At 64.3% G+C, this 19,755-nt stretch carries 18 protein-coding genes; 7 read left to right on the top strand and 11 right to left on the bottom strand.

What is annotated here, in order from left to right; genetic code table 11:
* Window positions 1–20: 20 nt before the first annotated feature.
* Together OGV19_RS06780 and OGV19_RS06785 are read right to left on the bottom strand one after the other, a co-directional pair.
* The gene (locus tag OGV19_RS06780; RefSeq protein WP_264312667.1) at window positions 21–1,307 is read right to left on the bottom strand and encodes a sensor histidine kinase; all 1,287 of its coding nucleotides are present in this window, start codon (window positions 1,305–1,307) and stop codon (window positions 21–23) included.
* Window positions 1,304–2,044 carry a response regulator gene (locus tag OGV19_RS06785; RefSeq protein ID WP_264312668.1) on the bottom strand — a complete coding sequence of 247 codons (741 nt, stop codon included), beginning with the start codon at window positions 2,042–2,044 and terminating at the stop codon, window positions 1,304–1,306. The genes OGV19_RS06780 and OGV19_RS06785 overlap by 4 nt, the downstream gene beginning before the upstream one ends.
* A 219-nt stretch (window positions 2,045–2,263) precedes the next feature.
* Between OGV19_RS06785 and OGV19_RS06790 the strand changes: the two genes are divergently transcribed.
* Window positions 2,264–2,539 carry a DUF2790 domain-containing protein gene (locus OGV19_RS06790; protein WP_264312669.1) on the top strand — a complete coding sequence of 92 codons (276 nt, stop codon included), beginning with the start codon at window positions 2,264–2,266 and terminating at the stop codon, window positions 2,537–2,539.
* Between the two features lie 10 nt (window positions 2,540–2,549).
* Window positions 2,550–3,065, top strand: coding sequence for a thioredoxin family protein (locus OGV19_RS06795; protein WP_264313899.1), 516 nt, complete (start codon window positions 2,550–2,552; stop codon window positions 3,063–3,065).
* A gap of 116 nt (window positions 3,066–3,181) precedes the next feature.
* Here OGV19_RS06795 and OGV19_RS06800 read toward each other — a convergent pair whose 3' ends face one another.
* The gene (locus OGV19_RS06800) at window positions 3,182–4,030 is read right to left on the bottom strand and encodes a shikimate dehydrogenase (protein ID WP_264312670.1); all 849 of its coding nucleotides are present in this window, start codon (window positions 4,028–4,030) and stop codon (window positions 3,182–3,184) included.
* Entirely contained in the window at window positions 4,027–4,476 is a 450-nt protein-coding gene (gene aroQ, locus OGV19_RS06805; protein ID WP_264312671.1) for a type II 3-dehydroquinate dehydratase, read from the bottom strand. Before aroQ ends, OGV19_RS06800 begins: the two co-directional genes overlap by 4 nt.
* Window positions 4,477–4,698: 222 nt before the next feature.
* Between aroQ and OGV19_RS06810 the strand changes: the two genes are divergently transcribed.
* The 3 genes from OGV19_RS06810 (at window position 4,699) to OGV19_RS06820 (ending at window position 10,370) form a co-directional block, all read left to right on the top strand.
* Window positions 4,699–5,934: a TolC family protein gene (locus tag OGV19_RS06810; protein ID WP_413470113.1), complete on the top strand. Its 1,236-nt coding sequence runs from the start codon at window positions 4,699–4,701 to the stop codon at window positions 5,932–5,934.
* Window positions 5,935–6,007: 73 nt separating this feature from the next.
* Complete coding sequence (locus tag OGV19_RS06815) at window positions 6,008–7,207, top strand: efflux RND transporter periplasmic adaptor subunit (RefSeq protein ID WP_264312672.1); 1,200 nt, start codon at window positions 6,008–6,010, stop codon at window positions 7,205–7,207.
* Window positions 7,208–7,223: 16 nt separating this feature from the next.
* On the top strand, window positions 7,224–10,370 hold the full coding sequence (locus OGV19_RS06820) for a CusA/CzcA family heavy metal efflux RND transporter (RefSeq protein ID WP_264312673.1): 3,147 nt from the start codon (window positions 7,224–7,226) through the stop codon (window positions 10,368–10,370).
* A 119-nt stretch (window positions 10,371–10,489) separates the two neighbouring features.
* Here OGV19_RS06820 and OGV19_RS06825 read toward each other — a convergent pair whose 3' ends face one another.
* From OGV19_RS06825 to OGV19_RS06855, 7 genes are all read right to left on the bottom strand, one after another.
* Window positions 10,490–11,827, bottom strand: coding sequence for an MFS transporter (locus OGV19_RS06825; RefSeq protein WP_264312674.1), 1,338 nt, complete (start codon window positions 11,825–11,827; stop codon window positions 10,490–10,492).
* Between the two features lie 147 nt (window positions 11,828–11,974).
* Window positions 11,975–12,745: a hypothetical protein gene (locus tag OGV19_RS06830; protein WP_264312675.1), complete on the bottom strand. Its 771-nt coding sequence runs from the start codon at window positions 12,743–12,745 to the stop codon at window positions 11,975–11,977.
* A gap of 117 nt (window positions 12,746–12,862) precedes the next feature.
* The gene (locus OGV19_RS06835; RefSeq protein ID WP_264312676.1) at window positions 12,863–15,013 is read right to left on the bottom strand and encodes a TonB-dependent receptor; all 2,151 of its coding nucleotides are present in this window, start codon (window positions 15,011–15,013) and stop codon (window positions 12,863–12,865) included.
* Between the two features lie 68 nt (window positions 15,014–15,081).
* Window positions 15,082–15,489 (bottom strand): DUF2946 family protein, encoded by a 408-nt coding sequence (locus OGV19_RS06840; protein WP_264312677.1) that lies wholly within the window; start codon window positions 15,487–15,489, stop codon window positions 15,082–15,084.
* Window positions 15,490–15,569: 80 nt separating this feature from the next.
* On the bottom strand, window positions 15,570–16,346 hold the full coding sequence (locus OGV19_RS06845; protein WP_264312678.1) for a ParA family protein: 777 nt from the start codon (window positions 16,344–16,346) through the stop codon (window positions 15,570–15,572).
* A 136-nt stretch (window positions 16,347–16,482) separates the two neighbouring features.
* Window positions 16,483–18,060 carry a sensor domain-containing diguanylate cyclase gene (locus tag OGV19_RS06850; protein WP_264312679.1) on the bottom strand — a complete coding sequence of 526 codons (1,578 nt, stop codon included), beginning with the start codon at window positions 18,058–18,060 and terminating at the stop codon, window positions 16,483–16,485.
* 87 nt (window positions 18,061–18,147) lie between these two features.
* Window positions 18,148–18,627 carry a hypothetical protein gene (locus tag OGV19_RS06855; RefSeq protein WP_264312680.1) on the bottom strand — a complete coding sequence of 160 codons (480 nt, stop codon included), beginning with the start codon at window positions 18,625–18,627 and terminating at the stop codon, window positions 18,148–18,150.
* A gap of 131 nt (window positions 18,628–18,758) precedes the next feature.
* Here OGV19_RS06855 and OGV19_RS06860 point away from each other — a divergent pair, with 131 nt between their 5' ends.
* Together OGV19_RS06860 and OGV19_RS06865 are read left to right on the top strand one after the other, a co-directional pair.
* Complete coding sequence (locus tag OGV19_RS06860; RefSeq protein ID WP_264312681.1) at window positions 18,759–19,256, top strand: GNAT family N-acetyltransferase; 498 nt, start codon at window positions 18,759–18,761, stop codon at window positions 19,254–19,256.
* A 132-nt stretch (window positions 19,257–19,388) separates the two neighbouring features.
* A complete protein-coding gene (locus OGV19_RS06865) occupies window positions 19,389–19,712 on the top strand; it encodes a hypothetical protein (RefSeq protein ID WP_264312682.1) in 324 nt (107 codons plus the stop codon).
* Window positions 19,713–19,755: the final 43 nt, after the last annotated feature.

Raw genomic sequence — 19,755 nt, forward strand, 5'->3', positions numbered from 1 at the left:
CGCTGGCTTGGCGGCGCGGTTCATTTCAGCTCGATTTGTGCACACAGCCCGCCGCCCTGGCGATTGCTAAGGGTCAATCGCCCCCCCATGGCCTGGGTCAATTGCTGAGCGATCGCCAGCCCCAGCCCGGTGCCCCCGGTACTGCGGTTGCGCGAGCTCTCTACCCGGTAAAAGGGCTTGAGCACTTCATTGAGCTCATCTTCCGGAATACCTGGGCCGTCATCGAGTACTCGGATTTTGGTGCAGCCCTGCTCACGGCTGACCTCCAGTTGTGCTTTGCCGGCGAATTTAAGGGCATTGTCCACCAGGTTGACCAGGACCCTGCGCAACGCATGCGGGCGGGTTTCCAGCAGGCCTTCGGCGTTGCCGTGGCGTTCGACCTGGGCGCCGCTGTCCTGGTAATCGAACACCAGGCTGTCGAGGAAGGCGTCGAGGTTGATCCGGCACCGGGCCTCGGTGTTGATGTCCATGCTGCGGGCATACGCGACACCTTCGCGTACCAGATGCTCCATGGCATCCAGGTCGTGCCACAGCTTGTCTTTCTCGACCCCCTCATCCATCACTTCGACCCGCAACTTCATGCGGGTGATGGGGGTTTGCAGATCGTGGGAAATCGCCGCCAGCAACTGCATGCGCTCCTTGAGATAGGCCGCGATACGCGCCTGCAAGGCATTGAAGGCGACGGCGGCGTACTTCACCTCGCGCGGGCCGCTTTCGTCCAGTTGCACACTGGGCTTGTCTGGGTCGAGGTTGTCCACCGCCTGCGACAGGCGGGTGAGCGGGCCGATGGCCAGGCGTACTGCAAGCCAGGTACACAGCAACAGCAAGGCCAGCTGGATCAGCAGTACTACCGGCAGCCAGCGGGCAACCGGTACGGGGGTCGGGGTGACGTCAACGGTCAGGGGGGCGCCATCGGCGAGGCTCAAGTGCACCTGAAAATGCGTATTCGGGCCTGGGATCTCCTGGAAGGTCAGGCGATAGTCGTCGCCGATGGCTTTGACGATCGATTCGGCGGCCATGGGCGGGTCGCTGGTAGGCATCGCCTGGCCATCCTGGCCATGGTCAAGGTGGTAGCGGTAGGTGCGCCGTTCCAGGCGCGGCAGCCAGGCGGCGCGTTCGGCTGCGGGCAGGCGGTCGAGAATGGCCACCGAGGTGGCGACGTCCTGCTCCAGGTTGTTGAGCATCATCGAACGGCTGCTGATGTAGCGCTCGTAGGCTTGCAGGCCGAACGACAGCCCATAGGCCAGCACCAGGCCTGTGAAGAAGATCAGTGCCAGCCGTGAGGCGAGGGTCCGTGGCCATTTCATGAGGGCGACTCAAGCAGTTGCACCGGCAGTGAAAAGACGTAGCCTTCGCTGCGCACGGTCTTGATGCAGCTGGGTTCACGGGCGTCGTCACCCAGGCGCTGGCGCAATCGGCTGACCAGCAGGTCGATGGAGCGGTCGAAAATGTCTGCTTCGCGGCCCTGGGTCAGGTTGAGCAGTTGTTCGCGGCTGAGCACCCGCTGCGGGTGGTCGAGAAATACACGCAACAGCCGGTATTCTGCACCGCTCAGGGCCACCAGGGTGTCTTCGCTGTCGAGCAGGTGGCGCGCGGTGGTGTCCAGGCGCCACTGGCCGAAGGCTACCAGGCGGCTGCTTTCACTGATGGTCAGGTTGGGCGGCAGCATGCGCGTGCGGCGTAATACGGCATTGATGCGGGCCAGCAGTTCACGCGCGGAAAAAGGCTTGGTCAGGTAGTCGTCGGCGCCCATCTCCAGGCCGATGATGCGGTCGGTCTCGTCGTTGCGTGCAGTCAGCATCAGCACGGGGGTGTTGCGGTGCTTGCCGGCGCGCAGTTCACGGCACAGCAACAGGCCATCGTCGCCGGGCATCATGATGTCGAGGACGATCAGGTCGACGCTGTTGGCTTCGAGAAAGGCGCGCATCTGCCGCCCATCGGCCACGATGCTGGTGCGCAGGCCGTTCTTCTTCAGGTAGTTGCCGACCAGTTCGCGGATCTCGCGGTCGTCGTCGACGATCAGGATGTGATCGACGTGTTCCATGCGCAGCGTTCCTGTGTGGGGTGGGATGGGCGCAGTGTACCGAGCGTTATCGTGCTTGCCTGCGCGGTTTTGTATTGCAGTGTATCTGGTGCTGAACGGGATACAGCAGGAAGCAGATCACAGGCTCGGCTGACACAGAGGGGATACCAGGCGGACGTGTAATGGCTCTCGACCGGGGAGCAATACTCCCCACCCCAAGCGTTACACAGGAGAGTTGTCATGAACCTCAAAACCTTCGCCAGCGCCAGCCTGTTCGCCGTGCTCAGCCTCGGCGCCATTGCCGCCCAGGCCGCCCCCTCGCCGATGAGCGATGCCAGTGTCATGCAGTACCGCTACGGTGATCATCTGGATGTGAAGAAAGTCCTGTCGGTGCAGGATGATCAAAGCACCACCTGCGGCCTGGTCAACACCCGCATGGACTACCTCGATTCCAAGGGCCAGCGCCAGAGCGTGGAGTACCGCTCCTATGCCACCGGCGGCTGCCATGAGAATTGATCGCCGCCTGATGCTCAAGGTGGGTGGCATTGCGCTGGCCCTGACAGGCCTGGGCCTTGCCGGTTACCTGGAGGCCCGCGACAGTTACGGCGCCATGCCCTCGCTGTCGGGCGCCAGCCAATGGCTGAATTCCCCGCCACTGGATGCGCCGGCGCTCAAAGGCAAGGTGGTGCTGGTGGACTTCTGGACCTGGGACTGCATCAACTGCCAGCGCAGCCTGCCGCATGTGAATGCGTGGGCACGGCGTTACGCCGACCAGGGGCTGGTCGTGGTGGGTGTGCATACGCCTGAGTATGACTACGAGCATGATGTGGCCACCTTGCGTGACAAGGTGGCCACGCTGGGGATCGCTTACCCGGTGGCGGTGGACAACGACCACCAGGTGTGGAATGCCTGGGGCAACCAGTTCTGGCCGGCGCACTATTTTGTCGACCGCAAAGGGCAGGTGCGCCATGTGCATTTCGGCGAGGGGGATTACGCCGGGCAGGAACAGGTGTTGAAGGCCTTGCTGGATGAAAAGGGTTGATGCGCCTGTGCCGGACCTTTCGCGGGGCAATCCCGCTCCCACAGGATCAGTGCCTGCCTCAGCAACACATGGCAGCTGTGGGAGCGGGCTTGCCCCGCGAAAGGGCCGCTGCCGACTCAGCTAAAACTGGCAAAGTGCGCCTGCATCCGCCCCGCATCGGCCTCGCGCCCACTGAACAGCTCGAACGCCTTGACCGCCTGGAACACCGCCATGTTGCTGCCATCCAGTGTCCGGCAGCCCAGCGCCCGCGCCGCACGCAACAGTTCGGTTTCCAGCGGGAAGTAGATGATCTCCGCCACCCACAACCGTTCGTGCAGCAGTTCCACCGGCAACGGCGTCCCCGGCAGCTTGGCCATGCCTACCGGCGTGGTATTGACCAGCCCGTCTGCTTCGGCCAATGCCGCGCTCAGGTCGGTACCGAGCACCGCGCGGCCTGCGCCGAAGTGCGCGTTAAGGTTGTCGACCAGCGCTTGCGCCCGCGCAGCGTCCACCTCGAACAGCACCAGCCGTTCGACCCCTTCGCCCAGCAGCGCATGGGCCACCGCCGAGCCGGCACCTCCGGCGCCCATCTGCACCACCTGTCGGCGTGCCACATCCGGCAGGCCGCGGCGCAAGCCTTCGGCAAAACCCAGGCAGTCGGTATTGTGGCCAACCCGTTTGCCATCCTTGAGCACCACGGTGTTCACCGCGCCAATCCCACGCGCTTCATCGGACAGCTCGTCGAGCAGCGGCAAAATCGCCTGTTTGAACGGGTAGGTGATGTTGAGCCCGGTGAACCCGGTTTGCTGTGCTGCATCGAGCAGGCCGGGCAGGGCGCTGTCGTCCAGTTGCAACTGATCGGCATCGATCAGGCGATAGAGATAACGCAGCGCCTGGGCGTCACCTTCATGCTCGTGCAGCGCCGGGGTGCGTGACAGTTGGATACCACGGCCGATCAGGCCGGCGAGGATGGCCTGTTCGCTCATGCTGTCTGCTCCCGCAACATCTCCCCGAAATGGCTCAGGGCGAGGCGATAGCCATGGCTGCCCAGCCCGCAGATCACACCCACGGCGATCGACGAGACGAACGACAGGTGGCGGAAGGGTTCGCGTTTGTGCACGTTCGACAGGTGCACTTCGATGACGGGCAACTCACTGGCAACCAAGGCGTCACGGATGGCCACCGAGGTGTGGGTCCAGGCACCCGGGTTGATCAGGATACCGGCGCAGCGGCCACGGGCGGCGTGGATCCAGTCGATCAGTTCGCCTTCGTGGTTGGTCTGGCGAAATTCGATGTCCAGGCCGTGGGCCAGGGCGCTGTCGGCACAGCCTTGGGCCAGGTCGGCGAGGGTCTCGCGGCCATACTGGGTTGGCTCGCGGGTGCCCAGCATGTTCAGGTTAGGGCCGTTCAGCACAAGAATAAGGGGCTTCATGAAAGGCATCACTTTGTTGTTTTTGGATGCGCTTATATTTGTACCACCTGGTTAGTTTCGTCAATTGCATGAAGGTGCTGCGGCAGGATAGTGGGCGATAACCGGACGATTTGCGCTATGGTCGGCCATGCCAGATGACAGAATTGTAATGTTTACGCCACCGCCCCGATAAGCACGCCGCCCTACAGTCCCTCGCCAACGCTCGCCGACGAGGACCTGTTCGTGCTCCGCACCCATGCCATCCCCCGCAAGATCGCCTTGCTCAGCCTATTCTTGGCGGCCATTGGCACAGCCCAGGCCAGTGGCAGCCTGAGCTTGCCCGAAGCGCTTGCCGCTGCGTTCGCGCAGAACCCGGAACTCGCCGCTGCAGGCCGTGAAATCGGTGTCGCCGAAGGCGAGCGGCGCCAGGCTGGGTTGATGCCCAACCCGGAGCTGTCCTGGGAGGTCGAGGACACTCGCCGCGACACCCGCACCACCACGGTCACCCTGAGCCAGCCGCTAGAACTCGGTGGCAAGCGGGGGGCGCGTATCGCTGTGGCCGGTACCGGCCAGAGCATTGCCCAGCTTGAGTTGGAGCGGCAGCGCAACAGCTTGCGCGCCGATGTGGTGCAGGCCTTTCACGCAGCCCTGCGAGCGCAGACGGCGCTGGAGCTGGCGCAGCAGTCGCAGGCACTGACAGAACGCGGGCTGCGCGTGGTGCAAGGGCGCGTGACGGCCGGTCAGGCGTCGCCGGTGGAAACCACACGCGCCCAGGTGCAGCTAGCCCAGGCGCAGGCTGCAGTGCGCCGCGCCGCCTCGCAGCGCAGCATGGCCTATCAGGCCCTGGCGCGGCTGACGGGCAGCCCGCTGGCGACCTTCGACCGCCTGCAGGCCAGCACTCTGTCGCCGGGTGCCGCGCCCAAGGCCGAGGCCCTGCTCGACAGGGTCGCGCAGACCGTCGAGTGGCGCCTGGCGGCGGCGCAGGTCGAGCGAGGCGAAGCGTCGCTGGGTTCGGAAAAGGCCCAGCGCATACCCAACCTTACCGTCAGCCTGGGTAGCCAATACAGCCGCGAAGACCGCGAGCGGGTCAATGTGGTCGGGCTGTCCATGCCTCTGCCGTTGTTCGACCGCAATCAGGGCAACGTGCTGGTCGCTGCACGGCGTGCCGACCAGGCACGCGACCTGCGCAACGCCGTCGAACTGCGCTTGCGCAGCGAGACCCGCAGCGCCCTCAGCCAGTGGGCCACCGCCATGCAGGACGTGCAGGCCTACGACCGCACCATCCTGCCCTCGGCGCAGCAGGCGGTGGACACCGCCACCCGCGGCTTCGAAATGGGCAAGTTCGCCTTCCTCGATGTGCTCGACGCCCAACGCACGCTGATTGAGGCGCGCGGGTTGTACCTGGATGCACTGGCCTCGGCGATCGATGCGCGGGCCCAGGTCGAGCGCATGTATGGCGACCTTGAGGGCGGTTTGTGAATCAGGGTCCGCTGCGCGGCCCATCGCAGCGGACCCACTGGCTTGAGCAACAATACGAACAGCAGGAGCAACAATGGATAACCCACGCAAGATCGCCATCCTGGCGGCCGCTCTGGCCGTGCTCGGCCTCGGTGGCCTGGCCTGGACCGGCAACCTCGGCCAGGCCACAGGCGGTGAAGCCCAGCATGACGAGCATGGCGAAGACAGCCACGGCCACGGTGCCGAGCAGGCCGGTGAAGACCACGAAGACGAAGAGGGCCAATTGCACCTGTCCAGCGCCCAGATCGAGGCGGCCGGCGTGCAGTTGGCGGCCGCCGGGCCCCGTGAACTGGGCACTGCCATCAACTTCCCGGGTGAAATTCGTTTCGATGAAGACCGCACCGCGCATGTCGTGCCCCGTGTGCCTGGCGTGGTGGAGTCGGTGCAGGCCGACCTAGGCCAGGCGGTAAAGCGCGGCCAGGTGCTGGCGGTGATCGCCAGCCAGCAGATTTCCGACCTGCGCAGCGAACAGCAGGCCGCTCAGCGCCGCCTGGAACTTGCACGTTTGACCTTCCAGCGCGAGCAACAGCTGTGGCAGGAACGCATCAGTGCCGAGCAGGATTACCTGCAAGCTCGCCAGGCGTTGCAAGAGGCCGAGATTGCCCTGGCAAACGCCCGGCAGAAGGTCGCGGCAGTCGGCCCCGCTGGCGCCGGCAACCGCTATGAGCTGCGCGCACCCTTCGATGCAGTGGTGGTGGAAAAGCACCTGACCGTGGGCGAGGTGGTCGATGAGACCAGCAATGCCTTCACGTTGTCCGACCTGAGCCGAGTCTGGGCCACCTTTGCTGTCGCCCCGCGCGACTTGGGCAGGGTCGTCACCGGGCGCAGCGTCACCGTCAGTGCCCCGGACCTGGGGGCTGAGGTAGAAGGCACGGTCAATTATGTTGGCAGCCTGCTGGGTGAGCAAAACCGCGCGGCCACCGTGCGCGCTACCTTGGCCAACCCCAACGGTGCCTGGCGCCCTGGGCTGTTCGTGAACATTGCGGTCAGCGTCGAGCGTGCCAGCGCCGCCGTGGTGGTGCCGGAAAGCGCCCTGCAGACCTGGGAGGCGCAGACGGTGGTGTTCGTCCGTACCGAGCAAGGCTTCGAAGCGCGCCCGGTCCAGACTGGCCGTCGCGACGCCGGCCAGGTGGAGGTTATCGCCGGCCTGGCTGCAGGCACCCAGGTTGCCGCCGCCGGCAGCTTCGTCCTCAAGTCGGAGCTTGGCAAAGGTTCTGCCGAGCACAGCCATTGAAACCGGGAACGCATCCATGTTCGAACGCCTGATCCAATTCGCCATCGAGCAGCGCCTGGTGGTCATGCTTGCTGTGGTGCTGATGGCTGCTGTGGGTATCCACAGCTACCAGAAACTGCCAATCGACGCAGTACCGGACATCACCAACGTCCAGGTGCAGATCAACACCGCCGCGCCCGGCTACTCGCCGCTGGAGACCGAGCAGCGCATCACCTTCGCCATCGAGACGGCCATGGCCGGCTTGCCTGGCCTCAAGCAGACCCGTTCGTTGTCGCGTTCGGGGTTGTCCCAGGTCACGGTGATCTTCGATGACAGCACCGACCTGTTCTTCGCCCGCCAACTGGTCAACGAGCGCCTGCAAGTGGCGCGTGAGCAGTTGCCCGCTGGCATCGAGGCGGGGATGGGGCCGATTTCCACAGGGCTTGGCGAGATCTTTTTATGGACCGTCGAGGCCGAGGAGGGCGCGCTCAAGGACGACGGTACGCCGTACACCCAGACCGACCTGCGCGTCATCCAGGACTGGATCATCAAACCGCAGTTGCGCAACGTGCCCGGGGTGGCCGAGGTCAACAGCATCGGCGGCCATGCCAAGCAGTACCTGATCGCACCTGAGCCCAAGCGCCTGGCCGCCTACAAACTCACCCTCAATGACCTGATCGCGGCGCTGGAGCGCAATAACGCCAACGTGGGGGCAGGCTACATCGAGCGCAATGGCGAGCAGCTGCTGATTCGTGCACCGGGCCAGCTGGACTCGGCCGAAGACATCGCCAACATCGTCATCTCCAGCGTCGATGGCACACCGATACGCGTCAGCCACGTCGCCCAGGTTGGCCTGGGCCAAGAGCTGCGCTCCGGGGCGGCCACCGAGAATGGCCGTGAGGTGGTGCTGGGCACGGTGTTCATGCTGATTGGCGAGAACAGTCGCACGGTGTCCCAGGCGGTTGCAGCCAAGCTGGTCGACATCAACCGCAACCTGCCCAAGGGTGTGCTCGCGGTGACGGTGTATGACCGTACGAACTTGGTCGAAAAAGCCATCGCCACGGTAAAGAAAAACCTGATCGAAGGTGCGATCCTGGTCATCGCCGTGCTGTTCCTGTTCCTGGGCAACATCCGCGCTGCGCTGATCACCGCCATGGTCATCCCGTTGTCGATGCTGTTCACCTTCACCGGCATGTTCAGCAACAAGGTCAGCGCCAACCTCATGAGCCTTGGCGCGCTGGACTTCGGCATCATCGTCGACGGTGCGGTGGTGATCGTCGAGAACGCCATTCGCCGCCTGGCCCATGCCCAGCAGCGCCACGGCCGCATGCTGACCCGCGCCGAGCGCTTCCATGAAGTGTTCGCCGCCGCCCGTGAAGCACGCCGCCCGCTGATCTACGGGCAGTTGATCATTATGGTGGTGTACCTGCCGATCTTTGCCTTGACCGGGGTCGAGGGCAAGATGTTCCACCCCATGGCGTTCACCGTGGTCATCGCCCTGCTGGGCGCCATGATCCTCTCGGTGACGTTCGTGCCAGCGGCGATTGCGCTGTTCGTGACGGGCAAGGTCAAGGAAGAGGAAGGCCTGGTCATGCGTACCGCCCGCCAGCGCTATGCGCCGGTGCTGGGCTGGGTGCTGGGCCGGCGCAAGCTGGCGTTCGCCGGTGCGGCGACGCTGGTGCTGTTGTCCGGGGTAATGGCCAGCCGCATGGGCAGCGAGTTCATCCCGAGCCTCAGCGAGGGCGACTTCGCCCTGCAAGCGCTGCGCGTGCCAGGCACCAGCCTGTCGCAGTCGGTGGACATGCAGCAACGCCTTGAGCGGGCGATCATTGCCCAGGTGCCGGAGGTGGAGCGGGTGTTCGCCCGTACCGGCACCGCCGAAATCGCCTCGGACCCGATGCCGCCGAATATCTCCGACGCCTACGTCATGTTGCGCCCGCACGCGCAATGGGCCGACCCGGGCAAGCCGCGCGAGGCGTTGATTGCCGAAGTGCAGCGCGCCGCAGCCAGTGTGCCGGGTAGTAACTACGAGCTGTCACAACCGATTCAGCTGCGCTTCAACGAACTGATCTCGGGCGTGCGCAGTGACGTGGCGGTCAAGGTGTTCGGTGATGACATGGACGTGCTCAATCGGACTGCTGCGCAGATCGCCAGCAGCCTGCAGACCGTGCCGGGGGCTTCGGAGGTCAAGGTCGAGCAGACCACGGGCCTGCCGGTGCTGACCATCGAAATCGACCGCGACAAGGCCGCCCGCCATGGCCTGAACGTGGGCGATGTGCAGGACGCCATCGCCATTGCCGTGGGCGGCCGCACGGCAGGCACGCTGTATGAAGGCGACCGACGTTTCGACATGGTGGTGCGCCTGTCCGAGACGTTGCGCACCGATGTCGACGGGCTTTCCAGCCTGCTGATTCCGGTGCCGGCCAGCAGTGCGGCCGGTGCTGCCCAGATCGGCTTCATCCCGCTGTCGCAGGTCGCGTCACTGAACCTGCAACTGGGGCCGAACCAGGTCAGCCGCGAGGATGGCAAGCGCGTGGTGGTGGTCAGTGCCAACGTGCGCGGGCGCGACCTCGGCTCGTTTGTGCAGCAAGCCGAACAGACCCTGATCGAGCAGGTGCAGGTCCCGCCCGGTTACTGGACGCGCTGGGGTGGCCAGTTCGAGCAGCTACAGTCGGCGGCGGAGCGTTTACAGGTGGTGGTGCCGGTGGCCTTGCTGCTGGTCCTGGCGCTGTTGCTGATGATGTTCAACAACCTCAAGGATGGTTTGCTGGTGTTCACCGGTATTCCGTTTGCCTTGACCGGTGGCGTACTGGCGCTGTGGTTGCGGGACATTCCGTTGTCCATTTCTGCCGGGGTGGGCTTTATTGCCCTGTCGGGGGTGGCGGTACTCAATGGCTTGGTGATGATTGCCTTTATCCGCAGCCTGCGCGAGGACGGGCGCACCTTGCGCATGGCGGTCGAGGAGGGCGCGCTGACGCGTTTGCGGCCGGTGCTGATGACCGCGCTGGTGGCGTCGCTGGGGTTCATCCCGATGGCGCTGGCCACGGGGACCGGGGCTGAAGTGCAGCGGCCGCTGGCGACCGTGGTGATTGGTGGGATCCTGTCGTCCACGGCGTTGACGCTGCTGGTGTTGCCGGCGTTGTACCAGTGGGCGTATCGGCGCGAAGAGGCGGAAGAAGGCTGATAATGCCGGGGCCGCTGTGCGGCCCTTCGCATCCCACAGGTGCCGCGCCTTTTTCTGGCTATCGCGGTCCCTGTGGGAGCTGGCTTGCCTGCGAAGGGCTGCACAGCAGCCCCCAAACCTCAAACGCTGCTACGGGCTCCTGGCCGCACGCTGTCGACGCCGGCCTCATCATGCAACGAAATCCGCGACGTCTCCGGCAACGCCAACCCGCCTACCAGCGCCACCAGTGCAATCACCACCAGGTAAAACGCCGGCGCCAGGCTGCTGCCGGTCTGCCCGATCAACCAGGTCGCCACCAATGGCGCAGTGCCGCCAAACAGCGTGTAGGCCACGTTGTAGGTGATTGCCGAGGCGGTATAGCGGGTCCGGGTCGGGAAGCTTTCCGACAGCAAAGCCGCAGTCACCACGCCACTGCACAGTGCACCGACCGCCAATAGAATCACCCCCAGCAGCGCCCCGGACAGCGAACCGGAACTGGCCAGCCAATACGCAGGGAACACGCAGATCATCACCCACAGGCAGGTGAAGCCAATGGTCTTGCGCCGCCCCACCCGGTCGGAAAACGCCCCGGCCAGCGGGCAGCCGATGGCGGCGAACAGCAAGGCCACGGTGGTCACCAGCAGCGACTGCGCGCGGGTCAGGTTGCCGACCAGTTGCAGGTAGGTGGCAAAGTAGGTGGTGAACATATAGAACGACAGCGCCGTCAACGAAATGAACGCCCCCAGGTTACGGATGGCTCGGCCATGGTTGCGCAGGGTCTCCTTGAGGGGCGAATGCTCGTGCTCCTTGCCTTGGGCGACGGCTTCGCGGAACGCTGGGGTCTCCTCCATGCGCCAGCGCAGGTACAGGCCCACCAACCCCAACGGGGCGGCGATCAGAAATGGCACACGCCAGCCCCAGGCGTTCATCGCCTCGGCCGTCAGGTTCGCTTCCAGGCCATAGGCGATCACCGCCGCGCAGGCAAAGGCAGAAAAGGTCGAGACTGGGACAAAGCTGCCGTAGAACGCGCGCTTGTCGTTGGGCGCATGTTCCATCAGGTAGGCGCAGGCACCGGCGTACTCGCCCCCCGCCGAGAAGCCCTGCAGGCAGCGGGCCAGGGTCAGCAGTACGGGGGCCGCCAGGCCAATGCTGGCATAGGTCGGCAACAAGCCGATCAAGGTGGTGGAACCGGCCATCAGCAGGATGGTCAGCGACAGGATGCGCTTGCGCCCAAGGCGGTCACCCAGCGCGCCGAACACGATGCCGCCGAGCGGGCGCAGGGCAAACGCCACGGCAAACACGGCAAAGGTCTTGAGCAAGGCCACACTGGCATCTTCGCTGGCGAAGAACTGGCTGGCGATGAGGGTGGCGAGAAAGCCATAAACGGCGAAGTCGAACCATTCGACGAAGTTGCCAATGGCCGAGGCGGCGATCACCCGGCGCAGGGTGGCGGGGGATACCTCATGAGGTGCGGACATATAGGAGCTCTCCGGATTCCATTGGCAGCCTGAATGAACGTGGCGCGGTCGGGCCGCGCCCTCATTGTTGTGTATGCCAGTAGATCGGTGAGCGCCCGCAGGGGCTTCGTCGAGGGCGACATTGGGATGCCTGTTTCAACCAGGCGGCTACTGCCGGCCCACCTTCCACGGCGCATAGTCGAGCTCGCTGTAACCTTCGGCCTTACCCTGCTCGTTGGGGCTGAAGCCTGGCATTTGGCTCAGGTCGAGCTTCATGCAACGGCTGTTGAGCTGCGCCTGCAGGTTGCCGTCCAGGCGGAAGGCGTCTTCACGCAGCGGGTTCGGGGAAAGCTGCACCAGGCAGCCCTCGACCTTGCCTTGGGTATTGGCCTGGTAGAACACTGAAGCCTTGCCGATGCTGGTGACCGGTTGATCGCGCAGCAGTTGCTGCCAGAAGTACTCACGCTGGGCAATGGCCCGATGGCGGGCGGTGCCGGGGGCCTGAATCGCGCGTGGCAACTGGACGACGATCGGTGCGCGCACCTCAAGCGTGTCTTCGCCGTTGAACAGCGCCGCTGGCACGACCGGGTAGATGGTTTTCCAGCACAGTGCTTCGACCAGGTTCGCCAACGCCTGATGGTCGGAGGGCATTACATCGGCGGGCAGTAGCGCGCCGTACTTGAGGGGGGCTTTTCTGGCCTTGCAGGCCACCGGGGCGCTCTGCCGGTCGAAGGTGACTTGCAGGGTGACGGCGCCAATCTGCTCGCCGGTCGGGGCCAGCGCGATGCTGCGCTGCAAGGCTTGCTGCATGTCGACGGTGAAGGTTTTGAAGGCCTGGGCATCGGCTTTTATCTGGCTGTCGGCAGAGGGGGAGGATTGGCAGCCGACGAGCGTAACGAGGGCGGCGCTCAGGAGCGCGGGGGGCAGAATCTTGAACACGTGAACTTCCTTGCTGAAGCGGTAGCCGGGTGTCTTCGTGAGCCGGCGAATCATGAACATGGGAGCTTATCACTGGCGGCTCTGCCACGGGATAACCCCCGTGGCAGAGCCGTTCGCTCAGAAGCGCATATCCAGCGCCACCTCGAAGGTACGCGGCGCGCCCATGTAGTACTGGAAGCTGTAGGCCTGTTTGGCATACACCTCGTCGGTGAGGTTGCGCACCCGCCCAGTCACCGTGGTGTGTTCATCCAGCCGGTAGCGGGCGAAGGCTCCGAACAGTGTGTAGGCCGGTGCCTTGAGGGTGTTGGCATTGTCGGCGTACACCGAGCCCACGTAGCGCCCATCGACCCCCGCCGACCACGCGGATGTGAAGCTGTAGGTCAGCCACAGGTTAGCGACGTTGGCCGGTACGTTGACCGGCGCATTGCCCTTGCGTGATACCGACACGCCGTTGACCGCTTCGTTGAACGTATCGTACTGCGCATCGACGTAGGCGTAGTTGGCCTCGGCCAGCAGTTTCGGGGTGACCTGCAGCCGCCCGGACAGCTCGACACCGCGTGAGGTCTGTTGACCTGCCTGGACCGTCAGGTTGGCATCGTTGGAATCGCGCACGGCGAAGTCCTTGCGCACGATCTGGTACAGCGCCAGCGTGGCGGCGCCGCGGCCGTCGAGGAAATCGAACTTGCTGCCGACTTCCCATTGCTCGCCTTTGGACAGGTCGAACAAGCCCACGTTGGAATAGGTCGCCGCCGCCAGCGAGCCGGCCGGCAAATCGGCTGAGCTGCTGTACTGTGCGTACACACTGGCGGTTGGCGTCAGCGCGTAGGTCAGGCCGATGCGCCCGGAAAGCGGCTCCCAACGGCGTTCGAAAAACGCCGGCGACGTGGGGGAAACCGCGCCGTAGTTGGTCACTTGCATGTCCAGGTAGTCGTAGCGCAGGGCGGTCAGCAAGGCCAGTCGGTCGGTCAGTTGCAGGCGGTTCTCGGCAAACACCGCGCGGTTGGTGACTTCGTGGCGACGCTGTTTGGTCAGGCCGGCATTTACCCCAGGGATGTCGTCGAAACTGCCCGGGTCGAAATGGTCGGGGTCGACGACGTCGCTCCAGCTGCTCGACGTTGGGTAGAGGGTCTGGCGCATGCGCGAGTATTCCAGCCCCAGCGACCATTGGCTGGCGAAGCCGAACAGTGTGTTGTCATGGCGCAACTCGATGCGATCGCCCAACAGGTTCTGGTCGTGGCTTTGCAGGTAGGGGCTGCTGCGCTGCACCTTGCCATTGGCGGTGTAGCTGTAGCGTTCGACGTTGCGGTAGTCGCGTTGGGCGTTGTAGTGGTACAGCGTGTTTTGCACGCTGGTGCTGTCGCTGAGCTGGTAATCGAGGATCGAACGCAGCCAGCGTACGCGCTGTTCGTAGCGGCCATCGGCGACGTTGTAGTTTTCAAAGCGGCGGCTTTTGTCGATCTTCATCGTGCTGCGCCCCGGCAGGATCGGCGAGCCCCAGTACGGGCTGTCTTCGTGGTCTTCCTGATACTCCAGCGCCAAGGTGTGGGTGAGGTTGGGCGCCAAATCGCTGAGCACCGAAAACGCCAGGCTGTCGGTGTTTCGCTGGTTGCGGTCGATGTAGCCATTGCCCTGGCTCCGGCTGAAATCCAGGCGCATGAAGTGGCGGGCATCGGCGGGGTTGCTGGCCAGTGCCTGATTGATGCCGAAGGCCACTTCCGCGTCATCGAAGCTGCCATAGCGCACACGCCCGTCGATGATCTGCTGATCGCGGCTGGCAAGCTTGGTGATGTAGTTGATCGAACCGCCCACCGCGCCTGCACCGTGCAGGAAGGAGGACGGCCCACCGATCAGCTCGACCCGGTCGAGTACCCAGGCATCCACTGGCCGGGTGGCACTGCTGTAGCCCAGGTTGATGCCGTTGTAGAGCTGGGTGACCTGGTTCTGGGTAAAGCCACGGTAGGCGACGAAGCCGCCATAACCGGGGTTGGCCGAGGCGTTGACGCCGGTCATGGCGTTGATCACGTCCTGGCTGTCCTTGGCGCCGTGCGCCTCGATCAGGCGGCGGTCCGAGACACTGACCGACGCCGGGGTTTCCCGCGCGGTGAGGCCCAGGCGCGAACCGGTGCGGATCGGCTCGTCCAGTTGCACGCCGGAGGGGGCGTCGCGCTCGCCGTCGATGGTGGTGGCGTTGAGTTCAACCGGGGCGTTGTCGGCCCAGGCGAAGGTGCAAGTGCCCATGAGGAGCACCAGTGAGGTCTTGCGGATCATGTTGTCGTGTCTTCCACGCAAAGGTCATGGCTGACCACCAGCGCGCACGCAGGCGCGCCCGGTCGAGGTCAGGCGAAGAGAATGGCGGCGGGAAGAGCAGCAGGTGGGGCGCGGGGGTTGAGGGCAGGGCGTAGGTAGCGCGGTGGTGGCTGTGCCCAACTGCGCACGACAATGGGCGAGCTGGCCCCGGCCTGGGCCGGGATAAAGGCCCAGCCGGTGTGGGCAAGCGGCACCGCCAGGCCGAACGAGGAGCACACCGGGCAATCGAGCTGGGCCATGTGCTGGTCGCCACCGGCAGGCTCCAGGTCGATGGCCGGGCCATGGTCGCTGCTGATCGAACAGAAACCACCCTCAAGGCCGGCCAGGCGCAGGCCGCTCATCTGGCCGTGGTGCAGGCCGCACAGCAATAGGCTGAACAGGACGCAGGCATAGAGCGTCCAGGCGGTCAGCGTGCGGGTCTGCCGGGTGGTTTTCATGGCGGCGAATCTATCACCCGAATGAGGGGGCGGGTAGCCCTGATGACGCAAAATGCTGGGGTGCAAAGCACCCCGTGGGGTCAGGCCGCCCGCTCCAGTACATCCAGCAGGTCGGCAAACTCCAAGGCCAGCTTGTGCCGCGGCGCCAGATGCACCAACGGCACCGACACCTGGTGCGACTCGCGCATCTTGATCGAGCTGCTCAGGTACACCGGCAGCACCGGCACCCCTTCGCCACGCAGTTGATCGACCAGGGTCTGATGCAGTGCCGTACGCCCGGCGAACTGGTTGACGACCACGCCCTCCACCTGCAGCGACGGGTTGTGGTCCTGGCGCAGCTCTTCTACCTCGGCCATGATGCTGTGCAGCGCCTGGCGCGAGAAGCTGTCGCAGTCGAACGGGATCAACAGGCGTTCGGCAGCCACCAGGGCGCTGAAGGTGTAGAAGTTCAGCGCTGGCGGCGTATCGATGTAGATCCGCTCGTAGTCTTCGGCCAACTCTACCAGCAGCTTGCGCAATTTGTTGATCTTGAACTTGCTCTCCAGCTTGCTTTGCAGGTCGCTGAGGTCGGGGCTGGCGGTGATCAGGTGCAGGTTGCTGTAGCGGGTTTCGGTAATTGCCACACGGGGCTTCTTGCCGTGCGCGGTGGCGGATGACAAGGTTTGGCGGAAGAAGTCGGCAATGCCCGAGGGGATGGCGTCATTGACCAGGCCGGTCAGGTAGTACGTGGCATTGGCTTGCGGGTCGAGGTCTACCAGCAGGGTCCGATAGCCTTCAGCGGCACTGGCAGCGGCCAGGTTGCAGGCGATGCTCGACTTGCCCACGCCACCTTTCTGATTGAAAACCACACGACGCATGAGACGCTCATCCATGAAGAGTGAAAATGTCAGGTTGGGGTCAATCCTATGACTGAAACACGACAGTTTTATGACAAGGCTTGTAACAACTCATGCTGCGGGCCTGCCGTAGAGGGGCCGGTGCTGGTTTTCAGCGTCATGCAGGCTCGATGCACACCCGATTGCGCCCACTCTGTTTAGCGCTGTACAGCGCGCGGTCCGCCTTGCTCAACGTATCGCCAGGCCCGCTGCCGGCGGTGCCAGGCCAATGCGCGACCCCCAGCGAAACCGTCACCGCTCCCACCGGCTCGACCGACGTATCCTGCACCGCCACGCGTAGCCGCTCCGCCACCGCTGCGGCAACCTCCAGGTTGGCCCCCGGCAGCAGCATGAGAAACTCCTCGCCCCCTGTGCGGCACAGCAGGTCGCCCTCGCGGCAACAGCGGCGCATCACTTCGGCCAGCCGCCGTAGCACCTGGTCACCAACGTCATGCCCATGCGCATCGTTAACCCGCTTGAAATGATCGATATCCAGCACGATGGCCGAAAATGCCCGCCCTTCGACTTCCAGCAGCGACAGGCTGAAGTCCAGGTTGCGGCGGTTGCCCAGCCCGGTCAGCGGGTCGGTCTGGGCATCGCGGTTGAGCCGGCCGATGCGCTCTTGCAGCAAGTTGAGCCCGAACAGCAGCGCACGCTTGAGCTCGGCCGCCTCGAAGTACCAGGCCGGCACCCGATGCAAGCGCTCGGCAGTGCCCGCGCGGTCCATGGACCTGGCCCCGGCCGCCAACTGCCAGAGTGGCCGGGCGATGGTCATCGCCAGCCACCACAGCAGCAGGCTGCCCACCAGTGCCAGTGGCGCGGAGGTGCCGACCACGTTGAGCACCAGGTGGCTCAGCGGGGCCACGGTCTGCGCCAGCGGCTGCTGCGCCACCACCCCCCAGCCCGCGCTCGGCACTGTGGCGAAGCCCGCCAGCATTGCCACGCCCTGGCTGTTGGTCAGCTGGCGAGTACCGCTGTCCAGTGTCGCCAGTTGATCGATCAGCGCGTTGCCTTCCACCACCGTGCCGACCCGCTGGCTGTCCGGGTGATACAGCAGGCGACGGTTGCGATCGACCACATACAGGTACGAGCCGTCCTTGTAGAAGTGCTCGCCCAGCAGGCTGTTGAGGATGTTGCGTTCGCGCAGGTACAGGCTGCCGCCCACGTAACCCAGGTAGCGCCCATTGCTATCGAAGATCGGCTGCGACAGCGCCACCACCAGGTTGTTGGCGGTCGACAGGTAAGGGATTGAAACCAGTGGCCTACGTTCGTGGAGGGCTTCCTGTACCCCGGGTGACTGTACCTTGGTGCCCACGTAGTGATGCAGCGCGGCAGGGGAAACGGCCCGCAGGATGCCGTCGGCATCGACCACGAACGTCGAGTTGAAGGCAAGGCCCTGGTACAACACGCGATCGGTTTCCGCCTGCAGCGCGGCGGCATCAGCCAATTGGTGAGCTTGCACGCCGGCGCTGAAAGACAACTGCTGCAAGGCGCTGGCGATGAACGTCTCGGTGATGGACGCAAGCTTCGCCGCATACACCCGGTTAGCCTCAAGGGCATGGTCGATCAGCAACTGGCGTTGAACGCGATAGCTGGCGAAATAACTGGCGCACAGCATGACCAAGGCGGTCAGGGCGCAGAGAATCAGAATGAGCGAGCGTAGATCCAGGCGCAATCCGTGCTTGGTGTGTGGCAATCCTGACCTCACTGGTACGAAAAGGGTATAAGCCTGCTGCTTATAGGTGGAGTGGACTATTGTCGCCGCAGCCGCGTGCAGCGTCGATCACGAACCTGATTTTTCCAGTGCATCCAGCTCATCCTCGACCTGTTGCATGCGCTGCTCGGCCAGTGCCTGCACCTTCGCGTCGCGGGCAGTTTCGCGCATCAGGGCGGTCAGCTTGTCGCTCAGGCGTTTGCCGGCCTCGGTCGCTTCCAGGGCGCGGGCCTTGGCCGGATCCTGGGTGGCTTCGACGATGCTGGCGAATTCGGCGTCGGTGAAGTTCTTCTCGCTGTAGAGCTTGAACAAGTCCTGGCGCTGGTCGTCGACCGTCAGGTGTTTGCGCAGCACATCGCGGATGCTCGCTTCGGGCACCTGCGGGTGGGCCTGGGACAGCAGCGACGCCATGCGGTCGATGTTGTGCTCGTAGGCGTCCTGCAGGGGCAGCTTTGCCAGAATCTGTTCTTCGCGGGAGGGTTTCTGGTCGCAGGCGGCGAGGGCGGCGGTCAGTAGCAGTGGCAGCAGCAACATCTGGAGGCGGGGCATGGTGTGGCCTGGGTGGGCGGTGAAGACCTGCGATTATAGCGAGGTCACCCTGGCCGAGACGACCCCTGAATTTGCCTTGGGCCGCCAGCTGGGTTAGAACCTGTGCCCTCAATTCACTGCACGCACGCCCCATGCCGAACTGGATCATCCAACCCGTCCCACGGGATGCCATCGATGAAGTCGTGGTTTTCGTCGACACCGCCCGCCGCGCGCTCTTCCCCATGCTCAGCGCAGCACCGTTGCCCAATGACCTGGCCCGTTTCGCTGAGACGTACCTGGACGGCGAGGGGCTGTTTCTCGAAGCCCGTGATCAGGGCCAGCGGGTTGCTGTGATTGGCTATGTGCCCTATGACCACCGTTTTGCACAGCTTCACTATCACCCGATGCGGGTGGTCGAGGTGGTGCGCCTGTTCGTGTTGCCGGGGTATCGCCGACAGGGGCTTGCCGCGGCGTTGTTCGCGGCATTGCGCCAGGCCGCCGAGCAAGCGGGCGTCGAATGCCTGTACCTGCACACGCACCCCTTCTTGCCAGGCGCCATTGCATTCTGGGAGCGCCAAGGGTTCGTGGTGATCGATGTCGAGCAAGACCCCGTGTGGCAAACCACGCATATGCAACTGCGGCTGGGATGAGGCCCCGGTAATCTGTCAGAAGTCGCCTACAGCAGCGGCTTTGCAGTGTTCAACGCGTTCATTTCAAAAGCGCAGTTGCTTGCTTACCTTCTCTCTCAACGTTTAACCAACGCACCAGAGGGAGATACGCCGATGCCACACATGGCCCTGTACAAGCTCAAGCTGCTGGACGAATTCGAGGACCGTAGGGACCCATGGTCGTTCGGCCACTTCGAAAACAGGCTGATGGAATTGTGGCGGGGCGCCACGCGTCACGACGCCAAGGGCATCATCAATGCGGCGCACAAGGAAGGGCGCTGGCCCAGGACCGTGAAGCGTTACCTGCTGACCAACTACAAGGCCTTCGGCAATGTCAGTGGGGAGTTGGACCAGACGTTTGGCGAAGTGCTCGCCTCCATGACCGCGCAAGAAAAAGCCGAGTGGGGTTTGCAGGCGCCATCCGCTGTAGCACCCTGACCCCGGGGCTGCTTGTGCAGCCCATCGCCGACACTGGCCTGAA

It is taken from the genome of Pseudomonas putida, from assembly GCF_025905425.1.
Classification (GTDB): Bacteria; Pseudomonadota; Gammaproteobacteria; order Pseudomonadales; family Pseudomonadaceae; genus Aquipseudomonas; species Aquipseudomonas putida_AF.